The 22,970-nt window shown below is 59.0% G+C and carries 22 protein-coding genes; 5 read left to right on the forward strand and 17 right to left on the reverse strand.

From position 1 onward, the window contains the following. Positions 1–13 precede the first annotated feature (13 nt). From AK59_RS0100075 to tctD, 4 genes are all read right to left on the reverse strand, one after another. Positions 14–1,213, reverse strand: coding sequence for a nicotinamide mononucleotide deamidase-related protein YfaY (locus tag AK59_RS0100075; protein ID WP_029881724.1), 1,200 nt, complete (start codon positions 1,211–1,213; stop codon positions 14–16). Positions 1,214–1,306: 93 nt separating this feature from the next. After that, positions 1,307–1,846 carry a YfaZ family outer membrane protein gene (locus AK59_RS0100080; protein WP_013098023.1) on the reverse strand — a complete coding sequence of 180 codons (540 nt, stop codon included), beginning with the start codon at positions 1,844–1,846 and terminating at the stop codon, positions 1,307–1,309. 131 nt (positions 1,847–1,977) lie between these two features. Continuing rightward, complete coding sequence (locus AK59_RS0100085; RefSeq protein ID WP_029881725.1) at positions 1,978–3,387, reverse strand: sensor histidine kinase; 1,410 nt, start codon at positions 3,385–3,387, stop codon at positions 1,978–1,980. Then, positions 3,374–4,048, reverse strand: a complete 675-nt coding sequence (gene tctD / locus AK59_RS0100090; RefSeq protein WP_013098025.1) for a transcriptional regulator TctD — start codon at positions 4,046–4,048, stop codon at positions 3,374–3,376. The genes AK59_RS0100085 and tctD overlap by 14 nt, the downstream gene beginning before the upstream one ends. A 143-nt stretch (positions 4,049–4,191) precedes the next feature. Between tctD and AK59_RS0100095 the strand changes: the two genes are divergently transcribed. The 3 genes from AK59_RS0100095 to AK59_RS0100105 are packed head-to-tail and all read left to right on the forward strand — an operon-like array spanning position 4,192 to position 7,138. Then, the gene (locus AK59_RS0100095; protein ID WP_029881726.1) at positions 4,192–5,172 is read left to right on the forward strand and encodes a Bug family tripartite tricarboxylate transporter substrate binding protein; all 981 of its coding nucleotides are present in this window, start codon (positions 4,192–4,194) and stop codon (positions 5,170–5,172) included. Between the two features lie 11 nt (positions 5,173–5,183). Beyond that, on the forward strand, positions 5,184–5,615 hold the full coding sequence (locus tag AK59_RS0100100; protein WP_013098089.1) for a tripartite tricarboxylate transporter TctB family protein: 432 nt from the start codon (positions 5,184–5,186) through the stop codon (positions 5,613–5,615). A gap of 11 nt (positions 5,616–5,626) precedes the next feature. Beyond that, complete coding sequence (locus AK59_RS0100105; RefSeq protein WP_029881727.1) at positions 5,627–7,138, forward strand: tripartite tricarboxylate transporter permease; 1,512 nt, start codon at positions 5,627–5,629, stop codon at positions 7,136–7,138. Here the strand turns inward: AK59_RS0100105 and menE are convergent, their stop codons facing one another. The 8 genes from menE to AK59_RS0100145 form a co-directional block, all read right to left on the reverse strand. After that, positions 7,139–8,500, reverse strand: coding sequence for an o-succinylbenzoate--CoA ligase (gene menE / locus AK59_RS0100110; protein WP_029881728.1), 1,362 nt, complete (start codon positions 8,498–8,500; stop codon positions 7,139–7,141). Next, complete coding sequence (gene menC, locus AK59_RS0100115; protein ID WP_029881729.1) at positions 8,497–9,462, reverse strand: o-succinylbenzoate synthase; 966 nt, start codon at positions 9,460–9,462, stop codon at positions 8,497–8,499. The genes menE and menC overlap by 4 nt, the downstream gene beginning before the upstream one ends. Further along, the gene (gene menB, locus AK59_RS0100120; RefSeq protein ID WP_013098093.1) at positions 9,462–10,319 is read right to left on the reverse strand and encodes a 1,4-dihydroxy-2-naphthoyl-CoA synthase; all 858 of its coding nucleotides are present in this window, start codon (positions 10,317–10,319) and stop codon (positions 9,462–9,464) included. The genes menC and menB overlap by 1 nt, the downstream gene beginning before the upstream one ends. Beyond that, positions 10,316–11,092, reverse strand: a complete 777-nt coding sequence (gene menH / locus AK59_RS0100125) for a 2-succinyl-6-hydroxy-2,4-cyclohexadiene-1-carboxylate synthase (RefSeq protein WP_029881730.1) — start codon at positions 11,090–11,092, stop codon at positions 10,316–10,318. Before menH ends, menB begins: the two co-directional genes overlap by 4 nt. After that, on the reverse strand, positions 11,089–12,759 hold the full coding sequence (gene menD, locus AK59_RS0100130; protein WP_029881731.1) for a 2-succinyl-5-enolpyruvyl-6-hydroxy-3-cyclohexene-1-carboxylic-acid synthase: 1,671 nt from the start codon (positions 12,757–12,759) through the stop codon (positions 11,089–11,091). Before menD ends, menH begins: the two co-directional genes overlap by 4 nt. 88 nt (positions 12,760–12,847) lie before the next feature. After that, positions 12,848–14,143 carry an isochorismate synthase MenF gene (menF, locus tag AK59_RS0100135; protein ID WP_013098096.1) on the reverse strand — a complete coding sequence of 432 codons (1,296 nt, stop codon included), beginning with the start codon at positions 14,141–14,143 and terminating at the stop codon, positions 12,848–12,850. A gap of 95 nt (positions 14,144–14,238) precedes the next feature. Beyond that, complete coding sequence (gene elaB / locus AK59_RS0100140; RefSeq protein ID WP_028028061.1) at positions 14,239–14,544, reverse strand: stress response protein ElaB; 306 nt, start codon at positions 14,542–14,544, stop codon at positions 14,239–14,241. Between the two features lie 53 nt (positions 14,545–14,597). Continuing rightward, positions 14,598–15,059 (reverse strand): GNAT family N-acetyltransferase, encoded by a 462-nt coding sequence (locus AK59_RS0100145; RefSeq protein WP_029881732.1) that lies wholly within the window; start codon positions 15,057–15,059, stop codon positions 14,598–14,600. 70 nt (positions 15,060–15,129) lie between these two features. On the opposite strand from AK59_RS0100145, the gene rbn reads away from it, so the two are divergent. Together rbn and AK59_RS0100155 are read left to right on the forward strand one after the other, a co-directional pair. Further along, positions 15,130–16,047 carry a ribonuclease BN gene (rbn, locus tag AK59_RS0100150; RefSeq protein ID WP_029881733.1) on the forward strand — a complete coding sequence of 306 codons (918 nt, stop codon included), beginning with the start codon at positions 15,130–15,132 and terminating at the stop codon, positions 16,045–16,047. Positions 16,048–16,111: 64 nt separating this feature from the next. Then, positions 16,112–17,116, forward strand: a complete 1,005-nt coding sequence (locus tag AK59_RS0100155) for a chemotaxis protein (protein WP_013098100.1) — start codon at positions 16,112–16,114, stop codon at positions 17,114–17,116. 92 nt (positions 17,117–17,208) lie between these two features. Here AK59_RS0100155 and nuoN read toward each other — a convergent pair whose 3' ends face one another. The 5 genes from nuoN to nuoJ form a co-directional block, all read right to left on the reverse strand. Next, the gene (nuoN, locus tag AK59_RS0100160) at positions 17,209–18,666 is read right to left on the reverse strand and encodes an NADH-quinone oxidoreductase subunit NuoN (RefSeq protein ID WP_014832756.1); all 1,458 of its coding nucleotides are present in this window, start codon (positions 18,664–18,666) and stop codon (positions 17,209–17,211) included. 6 nt (positions 18,667–18,672) lie between these two features. Further along, positions 18,673–20,202 (reverse strand): NADH-quinone oxidoreductase subunit M, encoded by a 1,530-nt coding sequence (gene nuoM / locus AK59_RS0100165; RefSeq protein WP_013098102.1) that lies wholly within the window; start codon positions 20,200–20,202, stop codon positions 18,673–18,675. 76 nt (positions 20,203–20,278) lie between these two features. After that, positions 20,279–22,120 (reverse strand): NADH-quinone oxidoreductase subunit L, encoded by a 1,842-nt coding sequence (nuoL, locus tag AK59_RS0100170; protein ID WP_014832758.1) that lies wholly within the window; start codon positions 22,118–22,120, stop codon positions 20,279–20,281. Next, on the reverse strand, positions 22,117–22,419 hold the full coding sequence (gene nuoK / locus AK59_RS0100175; RefSeq protein ID WP_003861496.1) for an NADH-quinone oxidoreductase subunit NuoK: 303 nt from the start codon (positions 22,417–22,419) through the stop codon (positions 22,117–22,119). The genes nuoL and nuoK overlap by 4 nt, the downstream gene beginning before the upstream one ends. Further along, positions 22,416–22,970: an NADH-quinone oxidoreductase subunit J gene (gene nuoJ, locus AK59_RS0100180; protein ID WP_008500212.1), complete on the reverse strand. Its 555-nt coding sequence runs from the start codon at positions 22,968–22,970 to the stop codon at positions 22,416–22,418. The genes nuoK and nuoJ overlap by 4 nt, the downstream gene beginning before the upstream one ends.

The following is a 22,970-nucleotide window of genomic DNA, read 5'->3' on the forward strand; positions in this document are numbered from 1 at the left end:
CCCGGCAAACCGGTCACTCAACGAACAGCGATTCCACCACGTTGATCCAGCCGTGCTCGCTGGTCACCTCTTTACCTGCCAGCCAGCGACGCAGCATGTTCAGCGCCATCATGGCGCAGACGTCCTGACGCACCGCCAGGCTGTGGCGGGTGATACTCATTTTGACTCTTAAGGCATGCGTCCCTTCCGGCGTAGCCAGCGCAAAGTTGAGATATTCCTCATCCATCCCCCCGACAAACAGCGCCAGCCCGGCAAAATGGTTGACCCGGCGTTCTGACGCCCAGCGCGCCGTCTGCGCCAGCGTCTCCTGCTGGAACGGCACCACCTCGCTGGCCAGCAGCGGAGCATTAACGCGCGACAGTTGCAGCGCCAGCAGGCCGCCGGTGAACTGCTCGCTGAGGGTGACGCTCAGCTGGCGCGACTGCAGATGCTTCGCAATCTGCGCCGGTAGCCCTTCCGTGCCCTCGAAAATCAGACTTTCGCCCGCCACGCGCTGCACTTCCGGCCAGAGCGCCAGCATCGCCGCTTTCTGCGTGGCAGGCCCGGTGAGCTTGAGTTCAATGATCGGCATGGAAGAGCGATAGCCCATGGATACCCCCGGCGGCAGCGGCAGGTGATCGAGGCTCTGCGCCAGATCGCTTTCCGAACGGCCAAAGGTGGTCAGGCGCAGGCAGACTGGCGGTTCAGGCAGGGTAAAACGTTGACGAAGGCGCGGCAGGATCTGCTGTTCGACCATCACCTTAAATTCAGACGGGACACCCGGCGTGAAGAACATCAGGCAGCGGTTCAGTTGAACGGCGAAACCGCAGGCGGTACCCACCGGGTTATCGACCAGTTCGGCGCTGGCCGGGATTTCAGCCTGTTTGCGGTTGCTGGGTGCCATCACGCGGCCACGTTCGGAGAAGAAACGCTCCATGTGGGCCAGCCACTCCTCGTGCAACACCAGCCCTTCGCCTTTGGCGGTCGCGGCAGCCAGCGCGCTGAGATCGTCGCTGGTAGGGCCGAGCCCACCGTTCACAATCAGCACGTCGCAGTGTTCGCTACGCTCGCGCAGAACGGTCACCAGCGACTCAAGACTGTCGCCTACGGTATTGCGGCGCGTTAACGGTAATCCTTGCTCAAAGAAAAGATCGGCAAGCCAGGCAGCATTGGTATCAATAATCTGTCCATGCAGCACTTCGTCGCCGGTGGATAACATCTCCACGTTAATCATTGTGTTCTCCCGCTTATATGGTGAAAACACTATAGCGCAATCACCGGCATGGAGAGGAGAGAAACTGGCGCGACGGACGCCGCGCCGGAGGAGTTAGAAGCCTGCGCTGACGCCCACGTACGGGCCGTCAGCCAGCGCGTTGTCGCGGTTGCCGTCTTTGCCCGCCAGATTCAGATAACGATAACCCGCTTCAATGGTAATTGGGCGCATGATGGTCCAGCGCGCACCCGCGTTGGCTTCTTCATAGCTGTCGATACCGCTGGAGAGGGAGTCCGGCGAGTAGTAGTACTCACCAAACAGGCCGAAGCTGTCGCCAATTTTCCACTGCAGACCGCCGCCCACCGCTGCCGCGTACCCTTCGTCGCCGTCGTTCGGGTTGGTGTAGATACCTTTACCGCCGACGGTGGCCAGGAACGGGCCAAGAGGAATATTCAGACCCAGGCCGAGGCTTGCCGCATCGCCATCGTCATCGTTATGCGTCCAGCCGCCGGTCATCGCCAGACCGGCGGTCTCGGTACCCAGGCCAAAGCCCAGATGGGTGTAATCCTGACCCGCAGAGCCGTTAAAGCTGATGGCGTTAGCTGCCGCCGAAACGAATATCAGGCCTAAGCCCATCAATGCCACTTTTTTCATTATCGTGTTCCCGCGCAATTTATAGAAAAGTCCCAAAAAAACCGCGAGATTTTAACCTGAGACGCCTGGCGATCAAGCACTCTGCGTGCGGCGGGCAAGTAGATTGTAACGATTTGAAACGCGCGGTTTTTTTACGTCAGCAACAGAAAGCGCATTTTTACGCTCAGCCCTCCCAGTGCCTCACTGCGGGAAAGCTGCAGGTGGCTTCGGTGAAGCCGGGCGATATCGCTCGCCAGCGCCAGCCCGATACCCGATCCGCTGGCGTCCCCGACGTTGTCGAGCCGATGGAAAGGCAGTATTGCCTGATGAATCTGGCTGTCTTCTATGCCGGGCCCGCTATCCTCCACGCTGAGCTCAACGCCGCCCGCGTCGGTGTGCAGGAACACGGTGACGATGCCTCCTGCCGGGGTGTACTTGATCGCGTTCTCAAGCAGGTTGGCGCACAGCTCCCCCAGCAGCACCTCATCACCGTCTATCAAGACGGGTTGCTGAATGCCGTCATAACCCAAATCGATCGCCTTGCTGCGCGCCTGCGTCAGTCTGGAGAAACAGCAGTTCTGCACCACCTGAACCAGGTCCACCGGCGCAAACTGACGATCCCCCTGCTCTTTGCGCCTCACCGTGGAGAGTTGCAGCAGCCGTTCGGTGAGGACGATGGTGTTATCCAGCGTCACGTTCATGGCGCGTAAACTCTCCTGCCACAGGGCCGGATCGTTTCGCGTCAGGGCAACGGAAACCTGGGTTTTGAGCACCGCCAGCGGCGTTTTGAGCTGATGAGACGCATCGGCGTTGAAGCGCTCCTGGCGGGAAAGCACGCCGCGTAATCTGTCGATATAACGGTTAAAAGCCACGATCAGCAGCCGCGTTTCCGACCAGGGCAGCAGCTCCGGCAGCGGGGCCAGCAGCCCAGGCTCACGGCGCACCATCAGCGAGGAGAGCTGACGCATCGGGCGCAGCACGCGGCGCAGCAGCCAGGCGGTTAAGACCAGCGTCAGCAGCACCAGCAATCCCTGCGAAACGAGCGATGAAAACAGAAGCTGAGTGGCGAGATAGCGCCGCGACTGCAAGGTTTCGGCGACGTAGATCTCCGCCATACCGGAAACATTGTCTTCGTTAATTGGCTGGAGCAGCTTCGCCACGCGGATCGCCTGGCCGCGATACTCGGTATGATAAAACCAGGCCAGCGCGGGATAGTGCGTGGTGCGCGACGTGGAGGGGGGCATGTTCGGCAGATCGTCATAGCCGGAGATCACCCGCCCCTCCGGGTCAACCACCTTGTAATAGAGACGATCGTTCATGTTCAGCTCAAAGCTGTCGAGCACCACCCAGGGAACATCAACCAGCAGCTTGCCGTTGTGCACCTCCAGCCGCTCAGAGACGGTACGCGCCGAAGATAACAGCGTGCGGTCGTACGCCTGGGTCGCCGCCTGCAGGGCGCTGACGTAACTGTTAAAAGCCGATAATCCCCACAGCAACAGCAGCGGCAGGCCGAGAAAAAGCAGCAGTTGCAGATAAAGCGACTGAGGCTTAACCCACTTCATCGCCGCACTCCAGCACATAGCCCAGTCCGCGCAGGGTGGTGATCCGCACGCCGCTGCCGCTCAGCTTTTTGCGCAAGCGATGAATGTAAAGATCGAGACTCTCCGGGCTGACGTCGTCGTTCAGGCTAAACACCTGATCGAACAACTGCTGCCGGGAAACGGGGCGGGTGCGACGATGCATCAGCACCTTCAGCAGCGACAGTTCGCGCGGGGTGAGCGAGAGCGGCTCGTCGCGCAGCAGGAAAAAACCGTCGTCGTCATACTCCAGCTCCCCAAGGCGCTGGCGTTCCTGGGTTCTCCCCTCGCTTCTGCGCAGCAGGGCGCGAAGCCTGGCGTCCAGCTCCTCCAGCTCAAACGGTTTTGGCAGATAATCATCCGCCCCGGCGTTCAGGCCTTTTACCCGATCAGCCACGTTGCTGCGTGCGGTGAGAAACAGCACCGGCAAGGTCTGGCCGCGTTTACGTAAACGGTGCACCACCTCCAGGCCGTCAAAACCGGGCATACCGATGTCCAGTATCGCTACCGCGTAGTTTTCCCCCTGCAGCAGATGATCGGCCGCGCGCCCGTCAGAAACGCAGTCTACGGCAAAGCCTTCCTGCACCAGCGCTTTCTCCAGCCAGTGAGCCAGCTCACGATTATCTTCCGCCAGTAAGAGACGCATATCACATCCTGTAAAGTTGGTGTCGCGTTGAAAGGGAAATGAAAGGTTATTGTTTTAACAATCACGCAACGGAACCGCTACAAGGTGGTTCACATAATCAGAAAAAAACCCGTACCCCCGGATCGCCGGCGTGAGGATAAACGATGAAAAAACAATTACTTTCAACGATTGCTGCAAGCGTTTTAATGTTGAGTGCCTCTGTTGTCCAGGCGCAGGACGCCCCGTCCCGCACCGAATGTATCGCTCCGGCCAAACCGGGCGGCGGTTTCGATCTCACCTGCAAGTTGATTCAGGTCAGCCTGCTGGAGACGAAGGCCATTGAAAAACCGATGCGCGTGACCTACATGCCAGGCGGCGTGGGCGCGGTGGCCTATAACGCGATTGTCGCGCAACGTCCGGCGGAAGCCGGCACGGTGGTGGCCTTCTCCGGCGGCTCGCTGCTTAACCTCTCTCAGGGCAAGTTTGGCCGCTACGGCGTGGATGACGTGCGCTGGCTGGCCACCGTCGGTACCGACTACGGCATGATTGCCGTGCGAGCAGATTCCCCGTGGAAATCCCTGAAGGATTTGCTCACCGCCATGGAAAAAGACCCCAACAGCGTGGTGATTGGTGCAGGCGCCTCCATCGGCAGCCAGGACTGGATGAAAGCCGCCCTGCTGGCGCAGCAGGCGAAAGTGGATCCGCACAAAATGCGTTACGTGGCGTTTGAGGGCGGCGGTGAACCGGTGACGGCGCTGATGGGCAACCACGTGCAGGCAGTTTCCGGTGACCTCAGTGAAATGGTGCCCTACCTGAACGGCGATAAAATCCGCGTGCTGGCGGTCTTCTCCGAAAACCGTCTGCCGGGACAGCTGGCAAACGTGCCGACTGCAAAAGAACAGGGTTATGACCTCGTCTGGCCGATTATCCGCGGCTTCTTTGTCGGGCCAAAAGTGACCGATGCCGAATACCAGTGGTGGGTCGATACCTTTAACAAACTGCAGCAGACAGACGAATTTAAAAAGCAGCGCGATCTGCGCGGGCTGTTTGAGTTCAACCTGAACGGCAAGCAGCTGGACGAGTATGTCAAAAAACAGGTGAATGACTACCGCGAGAAAGCAAAAGCGTTTGGCCTGGCCAAATAACCGGAGGCGCTATGAGCGATCGCATTTTTGCCGGGATCTGGTTGTTGCTCTGCATTGGCGGGATGTTCGTCGCCTGGCAGATCCACAGCGAATACAGCTATGAACCCGTAGGGCCCCGCCCCTTTCCAATGGGCATTGTCGGCCTGATGCTGCTTTGCTCGGTGGCCATGCTGTTACGCCACCCGGATACCGTCGAGTGGCCGCCTAAGCGCATTTTGCAGCGGCTGCTGGTGATGGTCATTGTGCTGCTGATGTATGCCTGGGGCTTTGAATGGCTCGGCTTCCCGGTGGCGACCGCCATCCTGACGATGGTCATCGGCACGCTGTTTAATGCCAGCCTGCCTGCGGCGGGGATCTCGGGCGTGGTGATGGGCATTTTCCTGTGGTACGCCTTTGACCGCCTGCTGGATGTGACGTTGCCGCTTGGCGCCTGGCTTAATTAACGGAGCACGCTATGGATACCTGGATTTACCTCTCACAGGGGTTCGCTGTGGCGATGACCCCGGAAAACCTGGTGATCGCCCTGATCGGCTGCTTCGTCGGGACGATCGTCGGTCTGTTGCCTGGGCTTGGGCCCATCAACGGGGTCGCTATTTTGCTCCCGCTGGCGTTTGCCCTGCATCTGCCTGCGGAATCAGCGCTGATCCTGCTGGCGACGGTCTACATCGGCTGTGAATATGGCGGCCGAATCTCATCAATACTGCTCAACGTGCCCGGAGATGCGGCGGCCATTATGACCGCGCTGGATGGTTACCCGATGGCGCGGCAGGGGCGCGGCGGCGTGGCGCTGTCTATTTCCGCCGTCAGTTCGTTCTTTGGCTCGCTGATTGCCATTGGCGGCATCATTCTGTTTGCGCCTGCGCTGGCCCAGTGGTCGCTGGCGTTTGGTCCGGCAGAGTATTTTGCCCTGATGGTCTTCGCCATTGCCTGTCTCGGCAGCATGATGGCGCAAAACCCACTGAAATCGTTTTTGTCTGCGCTGATTGGCTTAGGGTTAGCCACCGTCGGCGTGGATGCCAACACCGGGGTCTATCGCTTTACCTTCGACAGCGTTCACCTGTCTGACGGCGTGCAGTTTATCGTGGTCGTGATTGGTCTGTTCTCTGTCTCTGAGATCTTACTGATGCTGGAACATACCAGCAGCGGGCAGACGCTGGTGCGTAAAACCGGCCGGATGCTCTTTAACGCCAAAGAGGGCGCGCAGTGTATCGGTGCCACGCTGCGTTCAGCGGTCATTGGCTTCTTTGTTGGCATTCTGCCGGGTGCCGGGGCGACCATCGCCAGCGCCATCACCTACATGACGGAGAAAAAACTCAGCGGTAACAGCGACAGCTTTGGTAAAGGCGATATTCGCGGCGTCGCCGCACCCGAGGCGGCTAACAATGCCTCGGCCTGTGGCTCGTTTATTCCCATGCTGACGCTCGGCGTGCCCGGCTCCGGTACCACGGCGGTGATGATGGGGGCGCTGACGCTCTATAACATCACGCCAGGACCGGCGATGTTCACCGAACAGCCGGATATCGTCTGGGGGCTGATTGCGGCACTGCTGATTGCCAACGTAATGTTGCTGGTCATGAACATCCCGCTGATTGGCCTGTTCACCCGTATGCTGACCATTCCGCTGTGGTTCCTGGTACCCGCAATCGCGGCCGTCTCGGCGGTAGGGGTGTATGCGGTGCACAGCACCACCTTCGACCTGATTCTGATGGTGGTGCTGGGGGTGTTCGGCTACATCTTGCGTAAAATGCACTTCCCGATGTCGCCGTTGATTCTGGGCTTTGTGCTGGGTGAGATGCTGGAACAGAACCTGCGCCGCGCCCTGTCCATTAGCAATGGCAATATCGCCATTCTGTGGGACAGCAATGTGGCGAAGATCCTGCTGGCGCTGGCTATTGTGGTGTTGGTCGTGCCACCGGTGCTGCGCCTGCTGCGTCGTCAGCGTAAGCCGCAGCCCGATATCGGCTAATTAACCTGACAGCTGGGCATTAACCCACTGTTTTAACGCCTGGCGGGAGATCTTAATCCCGCCATTTTTTAACTCCGCAGGCAGTACCAGCCAGTGCACGGGCTGCTCAAATCGCGCCAGTTTGCCCTGTACCCATTCCGGCAAGCGGGTGATATCTGTTCCCGGTTCACACTCCACCACCGCTACCGGACGCTGACCAAATTCGGCGTCATTCAGCGGAACAATGAAGACCTGGCTGATGTGCGGATGGGTCGCGATAATCCGCTCAAGACTCTCCGGCTGAATGCCCTCGCCTCCGCTGAAAAAGAGGTTATCCATCCGACCGAGGATCGTCAGGCGACCGTCATGCAGTTCGCCGCGATCGCGGGTGGCAAACCAGCCCTCTGAATTCGTGAGCGGCAGCAACGCGCCGTCGCGCCAGTAGCCTGAGGCCATGCTTTGCGCCTTGATCCACACTTCACCGTTAACGACCTGAACCTCCCTGCCCGGCAATGCGCTGCCCACGTCCGGCTCACCGTCAGCCTCTTTCGCGCAGACGGTAGAGGCAAACTCCGTCAGGCCATAGCCACAAAACGTAGAAATACCCTGCGCGCGCGCCTGTTGCGTCAACTCAACGGGGATGGCGGCCCCGCCCAGCAGTACCGCTTTCAGCGCGATCCGCTGGTGGGTATTGAGCAGACGCCAGAGCTGGGTTGGCACCAGCGAGGCATGCGTACACCCCTGCAAGGCCTGCTCCAGCGGCTGCTTCTCGCGTACGGTTAAGCGCGCGCCAGCCTGCAGCCAGCGCCATAAAATCCCCTGCCCGGAGACATGAAACAGCGGCAGCGAAAGCAGCCAGTCGTCATCCTCGCCGTAGGGCATCAGCGCGAGGACGCCCTCAGCGCTGGCAAGATGCGCCCCGCAGGTATGAACGGCCGCTTTCGGCAGCCCGGTGGAGCCGGAGGTGAGCGTCATTGAGGCCAGCCGCTCAGGCTGCCATGCCACGCTGTATTCGCCGGACGGAGCATGTACGCTAAGCGCGGCGAGCCCGTCATAGTGACCGTCCAGCACCAGCGCAAAACGCAGCGTCATCTGCGGAAGTAATACCTCCAGCAGCGGTTGCGGGAGCTGGGGATTAACCGGAAGAATTCGCGCGCCGCACTGGAGCAGCGCCAGCCATGCCAGCAGGGTCTGCGGGTGATTATGGGCGAGCAGCAGCACGCCGTCACCCGCCTCCACACCCTGCTGATGAAACCCTGCGGCCAGATTGTCGATGCGGGTGCAGAGCTGTTGCCAGCTCAGCACCTCGTCGTTGAGACGCAGAGCCGGTGTATCAGCACGCTGCTCGCGCCAGTGCCGCCACGGCCAGTCGCTAAAACTCATTGCAACGGCTCCAGCGCCTCAACGCCCGCGCACGGCAGCGCGCTCCCCGGCCACGGGCGAATGAGCTGGGTTTGCATCAGGTTTAACGTATCCAGCCCCGGGATGGTGTCGGGCGTTAACCAGGCGGCAATGCGCGCCAGCTGTGTCAGCCCAAGGCTGGATTCGATGGAGGAGCTGATCACCGCCGTCAGCCCTGCCTCATGCGCTGCCGCCACCTGTTCGCGCACCTTCACCAGACTGCCCGTTAGCGTCGGTTTTATGACCACGGCGCTGACGCCAGGCTCGGCGCTAAAGGCAAAGTCCGCCTCGCGCAGGCTTTCATCCCAGGCGATGGCAATGCCGGTTTCTCGGGCAAAAGCGCGTGAATCCTCACGGGTTTTGCACGGCTCTTCCAGAAAAGCGATGCGGCTGCGGTTCGCCGGGTTGACGTACTTCGCGAACTGCTGCGCCTTAAGCGGCGTCCAGGCGCGGTTGGCATCCAGACGCAGGCGCAGATCGGGGATCGCCTCCAGCAAGAGGTTAGCGACCATGCCGTCGCGTACCGCTTCGTAAAGACCGACTTTGATTTTCGCCACTTTCTCGCCGGGCATTGCGCTGAGCAAGGCAAACAGCTCGTCCGGATCGCCCGTGCAGAGCGGCGCGGCACGGTAATCGGCCTCATCAGGCAGGCTGCCGTCGAGCTCCGCGAGCGCGCAGCTGATGCCAAACGCGGCGGAAGGGAGATCGGGCAGCGGCGGATTCAGGCCTGTACGCCATTCCTCTACCCATGCCATCAGCGCAGCCTGCGCCTCCTCCAGCGACTCCAGGCTAAAGCCCGGCAGAGGCGAAATCTCGCCCCAGCCCTGCCCTTCGCCCTGCTGTAGTTGCACGAAGAAGCCATCACGGGTTTTTAACCGCCGTTCACGCAGCACCACGCCCGCGTCCATCGGTATCTGCCAGCGGTAAACCTGCGCGCGACGCATTACGGGTTCCGTTTGTATTTACTGAAGTCCGGCTGGCGTTTTTCGTTAAACGCGTTGCGCCCTTCCTGCCCCTCTTCGGTCATGTAGAACAGCATGGTGGCGTTACCCGCCAGCTCCTGCAGACCCGCCTGACCGTCACAGTCAGCGTTCAGGGCCGCTTTCAGGCAGCGCAGCGCCATTGGGCTGTTCTGCAGCATTTCGCGACACCAGCGAACGGTCTCTTTTTCGAGATCGGCAATCGGCACCACGGTGTTAACCAGGCCCATATCCAGCGCTTCCTGGGCGTTATACTGACGGCACAGGAACCAGATTTCGCGGGCTTTTTTCTGACCGACAATGCGCGCCATGTAAGAAGCCCCCCAGCCGCCGTCAAAGGAGCCGACTTTCGGGCCCGTCTGACCGAAGATGGCGTTCTCTGCGGCAATGGTCAGATCGCACATCATGTGCAGCACGTGGCCGCCGCCGATGGAGTAGCCTGCCACCATGGCCACCACAGGTTTTGGGCAGGTGCGGATTTGACGCTGGAAATCAAGCACGTTCAGGTGATGGGTACCCGCATCGTCCTGGTATCCGCCGTAGTCACCGCGTACTTTCTGATCGCCACCGGAGCAGAAGGCTTTTTCGCCTTCCCCGGTCAGGACGATAACGCCGATGTTGTCGTCATAGCGCGCATCCGCCAGGGCCTGAATCATCTCTTTTACGGTCAGGGGACGGAAGGCGTTACGCACCTGCGGACGATTAATGGTGATTTTGGCGATACCGTCAGCCGATTTGTGGTAACGAATGTCGGTATAACCTTCGGAGCAGTCTTGCCATTCAACCGGTGCATAGAGCATGTTTTCATCAGGATAGATCATAGAGTGTCCTTTATTCGACGACGCAGTATCTGAGCCAGACTCGCGCTAACCGCCCCGGGATTTTCCCGGTGGGCGTTGTGTCCGGCGTTTGGAATGACATGGCGAACAGCGTTCAGTTCAGCGGCCAGGGCCGCGAACTTCTCGTCACGTTCGCCATAGAGATAATCAAAAGGGAAATGTCGCGCGCAGAGGGCGGCACGCAGGTCTGGTTGCACGGCGAGCGAGGTTGCCTCAAGCATCATCGCCAGGTTTGTGCCCGCGTTGCGACAGCGCAGGGCGATGAGCGCCCTGCGCTGGCTGTCCGTCAGGGAGGCAAAGACAGGCTGTTGATACCAGTCGGCAAAGACGTTTGAGAGGGGCTGCGTGCGAAAACGCTGCGCCCACAGATGGTCGGATGCTGCTCTTGCCTCTCGTGCTGCGACCCCCTTCAGGCCCGGATGTCCGCCTTCCACGATGATGCCGCAAAGCCCCGCAGGATCCTGGCAGGCATGAAACATCGCAATGCGGCCGCCAAGGGAGTACCCCACCAGCCAGTAGTTAAGTATGTTGTAACTAACAAGGGTTCGGGTAAGCACGTCACTCATCTCGTCGAACCCCGTGACGGCCATACTGGCGGACCGGCCATGCCCCGGCAGGTCGAGATAAAGCCGGGGATAATCGCTGAGCGCCTCGCCGACCGTCTGCCACTCGCGGCAATCGCCAGAAAATCCATGCAAAAAGACCAGCCAGGGGTAACCTGGCTTACCGGCCTGTTGCGCGCCTGCGAGGATCACAGGTGGCTCACCTGCGCCAGCAGACTTTGCAGCTTCTGCGCACCGTCAGCCTCGTTGACGACCAGTTCAATCAGCGTTGCACCGGGCTGTCGCCAGGCGCTGCTCAGGGCTGCATCCAGCGCTTCCCAGTTTTCCGGGCGGTGGTATTTCAGATTAAACATCGCTGCGGCATGTTCAAACTGCACGTTCTGCGGCATCAGATAGAAGCGCTCGCGTTCGCTCTGCGGTGTCGGCAGCAGGGAGAAGATCTGCCCGCCGTTATTGTTGACCACAATCAGCACAAACGGCGCCGACACCTGCCGCAGCAGCGCCAGCGCATTGAGATCGTACAGCGCTGAAAGATCGCCCACGATCGCCAGCGTGGATTTCGCGCTGGCTCGCTGCACCCCCGCCGCCGTGGAGATCAGCCCGTCAATGCCGCTGGCTCCCCGGTTACTGTAGACCGGATAGCCCGCAGGCAGTTTTGAGAACGCATCAATCAGACGCACCACCAGGCTGTTGCCGACAAACAGTTGCCCCTGCTCCGGCAGATACCGGTAAATACGGTGCGCCAGCTCCGCTTCACCAAATTCTTCGCATTGTGCGTCGGTCAACTCCCACGCCTGACGCGACAGCGCCGGGATCTCAACGGCCCACGGGGCGCGCTTTTCCGCCGGGTGGAGCGCCAGCCAGGCGTCAATGTCGCTCACCAGACGACGACCGCGATGGTGCGCCGGATCGAGCCGCCCTTCCAGCGGATCCACCAGCCAGTACTCTTCCGGGCTACAGGTTGCCTGCCACTGCAGTAACCGTTTGCCGGTCAGGCTTGCGCCCAGCTGAACCACAATCTGCGCCTGCGCCAGTTCAGTCACCGCTTTCGCATTCCCGAGCCAGAGATCGGCACACGGCAGCGGCTGTCCGGTCTGGGACAGCACGTCGCCAATCAGCGGCCAGCCAAGGGTGTGTGCCCATTCGGCCACCTGCCTGCCTTCGGCGGCGCTCATGCGCCCGGCAATAACCACGCCGCGTTTTTGTCGCCAGAAGAACCAGTCACGTTGCTTTGCGCTCTCAAGGTGTGTCTGCTCGCGCAGCCACGGCTTTTCGCTTTCCCACCAGTCGCCAAGCTGCTGCTGCCAGGCAAGACCGGTGTCGTCCATTTCGCCGTACAACGGCTCGGCAAACGGACAGTTAATATGTAACGCCCCGCTGCGCAATGTCTCCATGGCATGATCGACGGTCGAGACCAGCCAGCTTGCGGGAATGTCCTGCGTGGGTCGGGGTAACGAAACCGTCTGCGAAGGATGCGAGGCAAAGAGGCCCGGCTGACGAATAGCCTGGTTCGCTCCGCAGTCAATAAGCTCCGGCGGGCGATCGGCTGTCAGCAGAACCAGTTTCTCACCGGTCAGCCCGGCTTCGATAAGGGCCGGATAGAGGTTTGCCACGGCAGTACCGGAGGTGACGATCACCGCCACCGGTTCCTTGCTGACCTTTGCCAGCCCCAGAGCCAGGTGGCCCAGGCCGCGCTCGTCAAAATGGGTGTGGTGAATAAATGCCCGGTTCTCTGCTGCCGCCAGCGTCAGCGGTGTGGAGCGTGAGCCCGGCGCAATACACACATGCCTGACGCCATGGCGAGTCAGGGCTTCAAGGATCACCGTCGCCCAGCGTCGGTTAAAAGAACTTACTGACATGAGATTGTCCGGTATCAAGAATGCGACACAGTATAAATAATAGAAAAAAATAGAATTTTGATATGAATCGGGATTGCGCGAATCAGTACTAATCCTTCAGGAGCAGAGAGCGCAAGCCTGCGGCTTTATTTTCGATCTCCTGCCACTCCTGTTCCGGATCGGAACCGCTGACGATCCCCGCCCCGGCGTAAAGACGGACGGTGGCGTCATGGACGCGCGCCGAGCGCAGGGCCACGCAGAACTCGCTTTGTTCTGGCGACAGATATCCGGCGGATCCGGCATACCATTCCCGGTCGAAAGGTTCAACGCGGTGTATGAATTCGCGTGCTGGCTGGCGCGGTAACCCGGCAACCGCAGCCGTCGGCTGCAGCACATGCAGACATTGCTCATCATCCGCATGCTTGAGCTCGGTCCAGATGCAGCGGCGAAGATGCTGCACTTTGCGCAACCGCATAACCTGTGCTGGCAGGACCTCCAGCGTCCGGGTATGGTGCTGCAGCCGCTGGCAGATATCCTCCACCACCAGCATGTTTTCACGCTGGTTTTTATCATCGTTCATCAGCCAGTCGCCCAGAAGGCGGGCCTGCTTGTCGTCGGGATGGCTGGCGACGGTACCGGCCAGCGCTTCGGTACGCAGCAGGTTGCCGCGCCGCCGCCACAGGCGTTCAGGTGTGGAGCCAAGAAACGCGTTGCTGGCATCGAAAACCATGCAGAAATGATAGCAGTTGAGATTCAGGGCACGGCTGGCCGCCATCAGCGCCACGGCATTCACCGGCTGACTGAACTGCAGATCGGTTGCCCGGGCGAGCACCACCTTTTCGACTTCGCCGCGCGCGATGGTCTCTGTCGCCTGGCGGATAAGGCGCAGCCATTCCGGTTTTTGCGGCTGATGGGTCTCCTGCACTACCTGGGCTGAGAGCGGGCGGATTGGTCGGGCATCGCGAAGCTGCTGTAAGAACGCCAGCGCCGCATCGGCATCCTCCTGAAGGGAACGGTCACTCCACAGCTGCAGACGCAACGTGGCGGTCCCGGCAGAACGTCGCCACAGCAGGCGGGGTAAAAAGAGACTGCCCTGCTCCGGGGTGAAGGCATTCAGGCCGCAGATCCGCGTGTCGTTCGCTACAGGCTGTTGCTGTAAAAACTGCGAAGCCTGAGCCAGGGAGGAAAAATGGATGACGGCGCCCAGCGCAGCCAGCTCTTCATCACCGTTACGCTGCTGCCAGTAAAACTGGGGAAACAGGCACTGAGCACCAAGCCAGGCGAGAGGGTCGAAAGCGTCGTTTAGCGGGAAAGAGACGTCAACGTGACGTAAGCCGGGTGTAGCGGGTAACGCTTGCGCAAGCTGAGTACGCAGACGTTCCAGCGCGTTGGAAATCGAATGCACGCGAACCTCTCCCTGTAAAAACGCTTAGTATACGGGGTACCATCAGAAATATCAGTACCCACGTATAGGGAGGGGTTAAGCGTCTGATTCAGGGGTTAACGACGGGCCAGAAGCAGCCCCAGCACCAGACCCACCGCCGCACCGACACCAATGCCTTGCCACGGTTTTTCATGGACGTAATCATCGGCGCGATACACCGCTTTTTTTGCGCGGTAGTAGTAATTGTCGGAGGCATGGCTGACGCGGGTTTTGACGTCATGTAGCGCCTGTTCGGCACGCGCCTTGAGTTCGATATATTTCTGATCGGCAGGGTCGCCGGACGAACGTAACACCTCTTCCAGCGTTTCGCTCAGTAACGTCAGGTCGTCATCGACACGGGTATCCCAGGATTGAAATGACATATTTTGCTCCATGTTAGTACACCAGTCCGCTAACTATAGCCAACGACCTGCCATTACGCCTGTTTCACTTCCCGCGCCATACCGATATGAGGAATGCCGTCTTCGTCGTACACGTCCGTGACCGGCATAAAGCCAAAGTGGCCGTAGAAAGACTGAAGGTGCGCCTGTGCACCAAGGTATAACGCCTTGTCTGGCCACTGTTTTTGGCATGCCTCCAGCGTTTTTTCCATCAGCTGATAGCCCAGTTTTTCACCGCGCGCCTTGCCGCTAATAATGACGCGACCAATAACGACAGGCTCAAAATCGTCCCCGCTTTTCAGAATCCTCGCATACGCCACCAGCTCGTTATTCCTCCAGCCGAGAATATGACGGTTCTCGCCCACCAGATCATCACCATCGATGTCCTGATACGGGCAGGTTTGTTCCACAACAAACACTTCGCAGCGCAGTTTGAGCAGGGCGTACAGTGTCTGAACGGTGAGTTCACTATGGTGTAAATCTTGCCACTGGATCATGTCGGTCTCCTTCCTGGGTTCATCACGTTATACTAAACCCTCCCCCATTCGGCAAAGGGCTGATTGCGTTATGGAACTGATTTTTCTGGGTACGTCCGCTGGCGTGCCAACACGCACACGAAACGTGACCGCGATCCTGCTGGATCTGCAGCACCCAACCCGTGGCGGACTGTGGCTGTTTGACTGTGGCGAAGGAACGCAGCATCAGCTGTTACACACCGCTTATCATCCCGGTAAGCTGGATAAGATCTTTATCACCCATCTGCATGGCGATCACCTGTTTGGCCTGCCGGGCCTGCTGTGTAGCCGTTCGATGGCGGGTAATGCCAACCCGCTGACGATTTACGGGCCGGCGGGTACTGGTGAGTTTGTTGAAACTACGCTGCGCCTGAGCGGGTCGTGGACAGATTATCCGCTGGAGGTGATTGAGATAACCGAGGGGCTGGTTTTGGATGACGGGGACTATACCGTCACCGCCCGGCCGCTCAACCATCCGGTTGAGTGCTATGGCTACCGCATCGAAGCGCATGATAAGCCCGGCGCGCTCGACGCCGCTGCGCTGGTTGCCGATGGTGTGAAGCCCGGACCGCTTTTCCAGCGACTGAAACAGGGCGAAACCGTCACGCTTGAGGACGGCCGCACGATTAATGGCCAGGACTATCTCGCCCCACCGCAGCCAGGGAAAAAACTGGCGATTTTTGGCGATACCGCGCCCTGCCCTGCGGCCCTGCAACTGGCGCGAGAGGTGGATGTGATGGTGCACGAAGCCACGCTTGAAACGGCGATGGAAGAGAAAGCCAACAGCCGGGGTCACAGCTCCACGCGTCAGGCGGCGGCGCTTGCCCGTGAAGCGAACGTTGGAAGATTGATTGTCACCCATGTCAGCTCGCGCTATGACGCCCACGGCTGTGAAAAACTGCTGGCAGAGTGCCGCGACGTGTTCCCGGCGTGTGAGCTGGCCAACGATTTCACTAAGGTCAGCGTTTAGTCCTTCATTTTTCTCTCAGGATGCCGATAACGATTAAAAGGGCAGCGTTTCACTTGAGGGTAGAATGGATAATTTCCAGAAAGATATTGATGACAGGGCAAATCTCACCCTGTCGAATCGTTTTGAGCTGTTGCTGTTCCGTCTGGGCACGTCTCTGAATGAAAATAAATCCGAGCTGTTTGGCATTAACGTTTTTAAGCTGCGTGAAATTGTGCCGATGCCGGAGTTCACCAAACCCGCAGGGATGAAGTCCCCGCTGATGGGGATGGTGAATATCCGCGATCAGGTGATCCCGGTGATCGACCTGGCCGCCGTGGCGGGCTGTAAGCCGACGACGGGGCTCAACATCCTGCTGATCACCGAATATGCCCGCAGCGTGCAGGCGTTTGCGGTGGAATCGGTTGAGAACATCATGCGCCTCGACTGGAAGCAGGTTCACGCGGCGGAAACCGCCGTCAGCGGACGTTACATCACCAGTATCGCCTGTCTGGACGAAAAGACCGATACCAACGAGCTGGCGATGGTGCTGGACGTTGAGCAGATCCTGTATGACATCACGCCGGCCAACCACGATCTGCACGCCACGAATCTGCAGACCACTAAGTTCCACATCAAGCCTGGCGCTGTGGCGATTGTAGCGGAAGATTCCAAAGTCGCGCGCTCCATGCTGGAGAAGGGATTACAGGCTATGGAGATCCCGGCGCAGCTGCATATCACCGGTAAAGACGCATGGGAGAAAATTGGCGTGCTGGCCGCGCAGGCGCAGGCTGAAGGGGTGCCGATCACCGATAAAATTGCCCTGGTGCTGACCGACCTCGAAATGCCAGAGATGGACGGTTTCACGCTGACGCGCAAAATCAAAACCGATCCGCTGCTGAAAGATATTCCTGTTGTGATCCACTCTTCGCTTTCGGGCAACGCCAACGAAGATCATATTCGTAAAGTGAAGGCCGACGGCTACGTGGCGAAGTTTGAGCTGAACGAGCTGTCGTCGGTGATTGAAGAGGTGCTGGACCGTTCGATGAAGAAGATTGACGGGCCGTTGATTAGCAGGAAACAGCTGGCTTAAGTCTGGTGCGGGCTGGTGCCCTCACCCCGCCCCTCTCCCTGTATGAGAGGGCGAAAACCATAAAAAAACCCGCCGAGGCGGGTTTTTTGCTTTTACATCAGCGGCATTGCTCGCTGCACGATATCAATCAGCGGCTGCGGATAGATACCGAAGATCAGCACCAGCAGCGCGGAGATCAGCACCACAATACCACCGGCGCTGTACTGCCAGTTGCCTGGTGCGTCGCGGTTGAGCTGCTGAGGCGCGCTCAGGTACAGGCTCACGGCCACACGCAGATAGTAGTACAGACCGATTGCCGAGCCGATAACCACGCCCGCAGTCAGCCACCACAGGTGCGCCTGCACACCGACAGCCAGCACGTAGAACTTACCGATGAAGCCCAGCGTCATTGGGATACCCGCCAGAGAGAGCATCATCACGGTCATCACCGCAGACAGGATCGGACGGTGCCAGAACAGGCCACGGTAGGAGAACAGTGAATCTGCATCCGGGCCACGGTACGGGCTGGACATCAGGCTCACCACGCCGAACGCGCCGAGGCTGCTGAACAGGTAACCGGCCAGGTAAACGCCTACGGTTTCCATCGACATCTCACCGCTCTGCAGCGCAATCAGTGCCACCAGCAGGTAGCCCAGATGAGAGATGGAGGAGTAACCCAGCAGACGTTTAATGTTGGTCTGGCTCAGCGCCATCAGGTTACCGAAGATGATGGAGACGAACGCGATAATTCCCAGCACCGTGCGAACTGCTTCGCTGTCACCTACCGGTGCGTACAGGAACAGGCGCATGACCACACCGAAGATAGCGATTTTGCTCGCCGTCGCCAGGAAGGTAGAAACCGGCGCCGGTGCGCCCTGGTAAACGTCCGGGGTCCACAGGTGGAACGGAACCAGAGAGAGTTTAAAGCCGAGGCCAACAATCATCATGCCCAGACCCGCCAGCAGCAGCGGCTCGTGCAGCATGCCGTCGCCGAGGCTCTTGCCAAGCGCCATGAACGAAAGGTTACCGGTCTGCGCGTACAGCAGCGCAATACCAAACAACAGGAAGGACGAGGCAGCAGCAGACAGGATGGTGTACTTGATGCTCGCTTCCAGAGAGCGCTTCTGACGGAAGGCGTAACCAATCAGGCCGAACAGCGGCAGAGAGATAAGCTCAATGCCGAGGAACAGCGCAGCCAGATGGTTTGCATTCGCCAGCAGAATGCCGCCGAGTGCGGCAATCAGTACCAGCAGGTAAAACTCTTCTTTGTTGTCGTTGTAGCCTTCGAGCCACGGATAGGCAAAGGTACAGGTCGCCAGGCTCGCCAGCAGAACCAGCCCCGTGTACAGCATGGCATAGCCGTCAACGCGCATCAGCGGGGTGACGTCCATCGCCCCGCCCTGGCCAACAAACCAGAGAGAGACTAACGCGGCGTTCAGTCCGATGACCGACAGCGTGGCATTCAGGAAGTGATTGCGTCGCCACGCAATGGAGAGCATCACAACCACCACCGTCAATCCGACGATCAGCAGCGGTAGCAGCGCGATCAGTTGTTGTGGAGTTATTGTCATGGCGAATTACGGCCTTGTAGTAGAAGCAGAATTAACAAACCACTGCTGGATATTACCCATCGCGGAGTGCGAGGTATCCAGAATCGGCTGCGGGAAGAAGCCCAGCAGCACCAGCAGTACGACCAGCAGCAGGATGATGAACAGCTCACGCAGCGACATCCCCGGCAGTTCTTGTGCAGCAATTTCGCTCTTCGCTTTACCGAAGTAAGCACGGTGCAGCATCGCCAGCGAGTAGACGGACGCGAACACCAGACCAAAGGTGGAGATGACGGTAATCATCGGTACCACTTTGAAGCTGCCGAACAGAATCATAAATTCGCCGACGAAGTTACCGGTACCTGGCATACCCAGGGTCGCCACCGCGAAGAACATGGACAACGCCGGCAGCCACTTAATTTTGCTCCACAGACCGCCCATCATACGCATGTCACGAGTATGCAGACGTTCGTACAGCTGACCACAGAGGATGAAGAGACCGGCTGCGGACAGACCGTGCGCAATCATCTGGATCACCGCGCCCTGGTACGCCAGCTGGCTGCCGGTGTAGATAGCAATCAGCACGAAGCCCATGTGGGAAACGGAGGTGTACGCAATCAGACGTTTGATGTCGTACTGCGTGAACGCCATCCAGGCACCGTAGAAGATACCAATCACACCCAGCCACATGGCAATCGGTGCGAACTCAGCGGACGCGTTCGGGAACAGTGGCAGCGCGAAACGCAGCAGACCGTAGGCTGCTGTTTTCAGCAAGATGCCCGCCAGGTCAACAGAACCTGCGGTTGGCGCCTGAGAGTGCGCATCTGGCAGCCAGCCGTGCAGCGGTACGACCGGCATTTTCACCGCGAAGGCGATGAAGAAGCCGAGCATCAGCAGGTATTCCACACCGTGAGACATCGGGGTCTTCAGCAGGTCTTCGTAGTTGAAGGTCCAGACACCGGTCGCATTGTGGTGCACAAACACCAGCGCCAGAATGGCAATCAGCATCACCAGACCACTCGCCTGGGTATAGATGAAGAACTTGGTGGCCGCCGTGATACGCGTTTTACCGTCGGACGCCTTATGGCCCCACAGCGCGATCAGGAAGTACATCGGCACCAGCATCATCTCCCAGAAGAAGAAGAACAGGAACATGTCGATGGCAAGGAACACGCCGATTACGCCGCCCAGGATCCACATCAGGTTCAGGTGGAAGAAGCCCTGGTATTTTTCAATTTCTCGCCAGGAGCAAAGTACCGCCAGAACGCCGAGCAGACCGGTCAGCACCACCATCAGCAGCGACAGACCGTCAATCGCCAGGTGGATCGTAATGCCGAAACGCGGGATCCACGGCAGGATAAACTCAGACTGCCACTGCGGAATGCCCGCAGACTGGGTCAGGGAGTAGCCACCCTGCAACCAGAGTTGCAGACCAAGCGCGAGCGTCAATCCCATGGTGATCAGCGCGATCCAGCGCGGCATCTTCACGCCAAAGCGTTCAGTCTGCCAGCACAGGAAGCCGCCGATGAAGGGAATTAATATTAGCCAGGGTAGTAACATGGCGATTTACATTCCTTTTTAAGGCCCCCAGCAGGGGCCTGATTTTCAACGAATTCGAATAAAATTCACTTTACGATCAACGCAACACCATCAGCAGCGCCAGCACGACAACCGCACCGATGCTCATGGACGCCACATACCAGCGCAGGTAACCGTTCTCGCTGTACAGCAGGCCTTTACCTGCAAAGCGGGAGAGGATCGCCGGGATATTCATCAGGCTGTTCAGTGGGTCGCGCTTCAGCAGCCACGCAATGCCCAGGAACGGCTTAACGAAGATCATGTCGTACAGCCAGTCGAAGCCCCACGCGTTGTACCACCAGGTGCCCAGCAGGCGGCCTGGCGCACTGTTGGCAACGGCTGTCACCAGCGTGCGTTTGCCCAGCCACAGCCATGCAGCAATCAGGATACCCGCGATAGCGACCACACCAGAGGTGATTTCAAGCGTCAGAACGCGGCCGTGCTCAAGCTCGGTGGTATCTGGCAGTACACCCTGCAGCGGCGGCACAATCATCGCGCCAACGAAGGTGGACAGGACCAGCAGCACAATCAGCGGCAGGTGGTGAGTAATCCCCTTCCCTGCATGAGCGTGAATTTGTTCTTTACCGTGGAATACGATGAAAATCATACGGAAGGTATACAGGGAGGTCATGAACGCACCGACCAGACCCGCAACCATCAGATTGATATGACCATTCGCCATGGCACCGGCAAGGATTTCGTCCTTACTGAAGAAGCCCGCGGTAATTAGCGGCAGTGCCGCCAGCGCCGCGCCGCCCACCAGGAAGCAGACATACACCAGCGGGATGGACTTACGCAGTCCGCCCATCTTGAAGATGTTCTGCTCGTGATGGCAGGCCAGGATCACGGAACCGGATGAGAGGAACAGCAGCGCTTTAAAGAACGCGTGCGTCATCAGGTGGAAAATCGCCGCGTCCCACGCCTGAACGCCCAGCGCCAGGAACATGTAGCCAATCTGGCTCATGGTGGAATAAGCAAGAACGCGTTTGATGTCGGTCTGCACCAGCGCGGCAAAGCCTGCCAGCACCAGCGTGACCGCACCGACGATACCCACCAGATGCAGAATTTCCGGGGTCATCAGGAACAGGCCATGGGTACGCGCAATCAGATACACACCGGCGGTAACCATGGTCGCGGCGTGGATCAGCGCGGAGACAGGGGTTGGACCCGCCATCGCGTCGGCCAGCCATGTCTGCAACGGCAGCTGTGCAGATTTACCCACAGCACCACCCAGCAGCATCAGCGTTGCCCACCACAGCATGTTGTTGCCTGCTGCGAAGTGTGCAGGCGCCAGTTCCACCATTTCGCGGAAGTTCAGCGTGCCCAGTTCGTTATAGAGAATGAACAGCGCGAACGCGAGGAAGACGTCACCCACACGGGTCACGACGAACGCTTTCATGGCCGCTGCGCCATTCTTCGGATCGGTGTAGTAGAACCCGATCAGCAGGTACGAACAGAGACCCACGCCTTCCCAGCCCAGATACATCAGCAGCAGGTTATCGGCCAGCACCAGAACCACCATGCTGGCGATAAACAGGTTGGTGTAGGCGAAGAAGCGGGAGTAGCCCTCTTCACCGCGCATGTACCAGGAGGCGAACATATGGATCAGGAAGCCCACGCCGGTCACCACGGAGAGCATGGTCAGCGAGAGACCATCCAGCACCAGGTTAAAACCGATGTTGAAATCACCGACCGACATCCAGGTCCACAGCGGCACGCTGAAGGCCTGACGCCCGTTGTTGAAGAAATCGATACCCGCATACGCTGTTACCAGCGCAGCCAGACCGACAGATCCCATGCCGACGGTCGCAGACAGATTCTCAGACCAGCGGCCGCGAGAAAACGCCAGCAGCACGAAGCCAATCAGCGGAAAAATAATGGTTAAGGCAAGCATGTTCATCCACGCAACTCACTTACTGAATCGATGTTCAGGTTCTGGCGGCGACGATGGAGCTGCAGCAACAGCGCCAGGCCAATACTCGCTTCGGCAGCCGCGAGGCTGATGGCGAGAATGTACATCACCTGGCCATCGGTCTGGCCCCAGTAGCTACCGGCGACCACGAAGGCCAGCGCGGAGGCGTTAATCATGATTTCCAGACCGATCAGCATAAACAGCAGATTGCGGCGGATAACCAGACCGGTTAAGCCCAGAACGAATAAAATCGCAGCGAGGATCAGTCCATGTGTTAAGGGGATCATGCGCGTTCCTCCGTTTTTCTTTTCGCGCGGTCGTCAGTGCGGTTGCTCAGCACCTCACCAGCACGCTCTTCGCGACCAACGTGGAAGGCAACAACCAGACCCGCCAGCAGCAGCATAGAGGCCAGTTCAACCGCCAGAACGTATGGGCCAAACAGCGTGATACCCACTTCTTTCGCGCCGATTGGCGTACCGTCGATGCCCTGGTCGTTCACGCCGAGAATGGCATAAACAATTACCACCAGCATGATGGCCGACAAAATTGCCGGGCCAATCCACACCTGCGGTTTTAACCACTGACGTTCCTGCTCAATTTCAGAGCCGCCCAGGTTCAGCATCATCACCACGAAGACGAACAGCACCATGATGGCACCGGCGTAAACGATGATTTCCAGCGCACCGGCAAAGTGCGCGCCGAGCGCAAAGAACACCCCGGAAATAGCCAGCAGCGAAATGATTAAGTACAGCAGCGCATGCACCGGATTGGTGTGCGTAATCACTCGTAGCGTAGCCAGGATGGCGATAAGGCCACAGATATAAAAAGCGAATTCCAT

The organism is Enterobacter sp. T1-1 (assembly GCF_000710795.1).
Taxonomy (GTDB): domain Bacteria; phylum Pseudomonadota; class Gammaproteobacteria; order Enterobacterales; family Enterobacteriaceae; genus Enterobacter; species Enterobacter cloacae.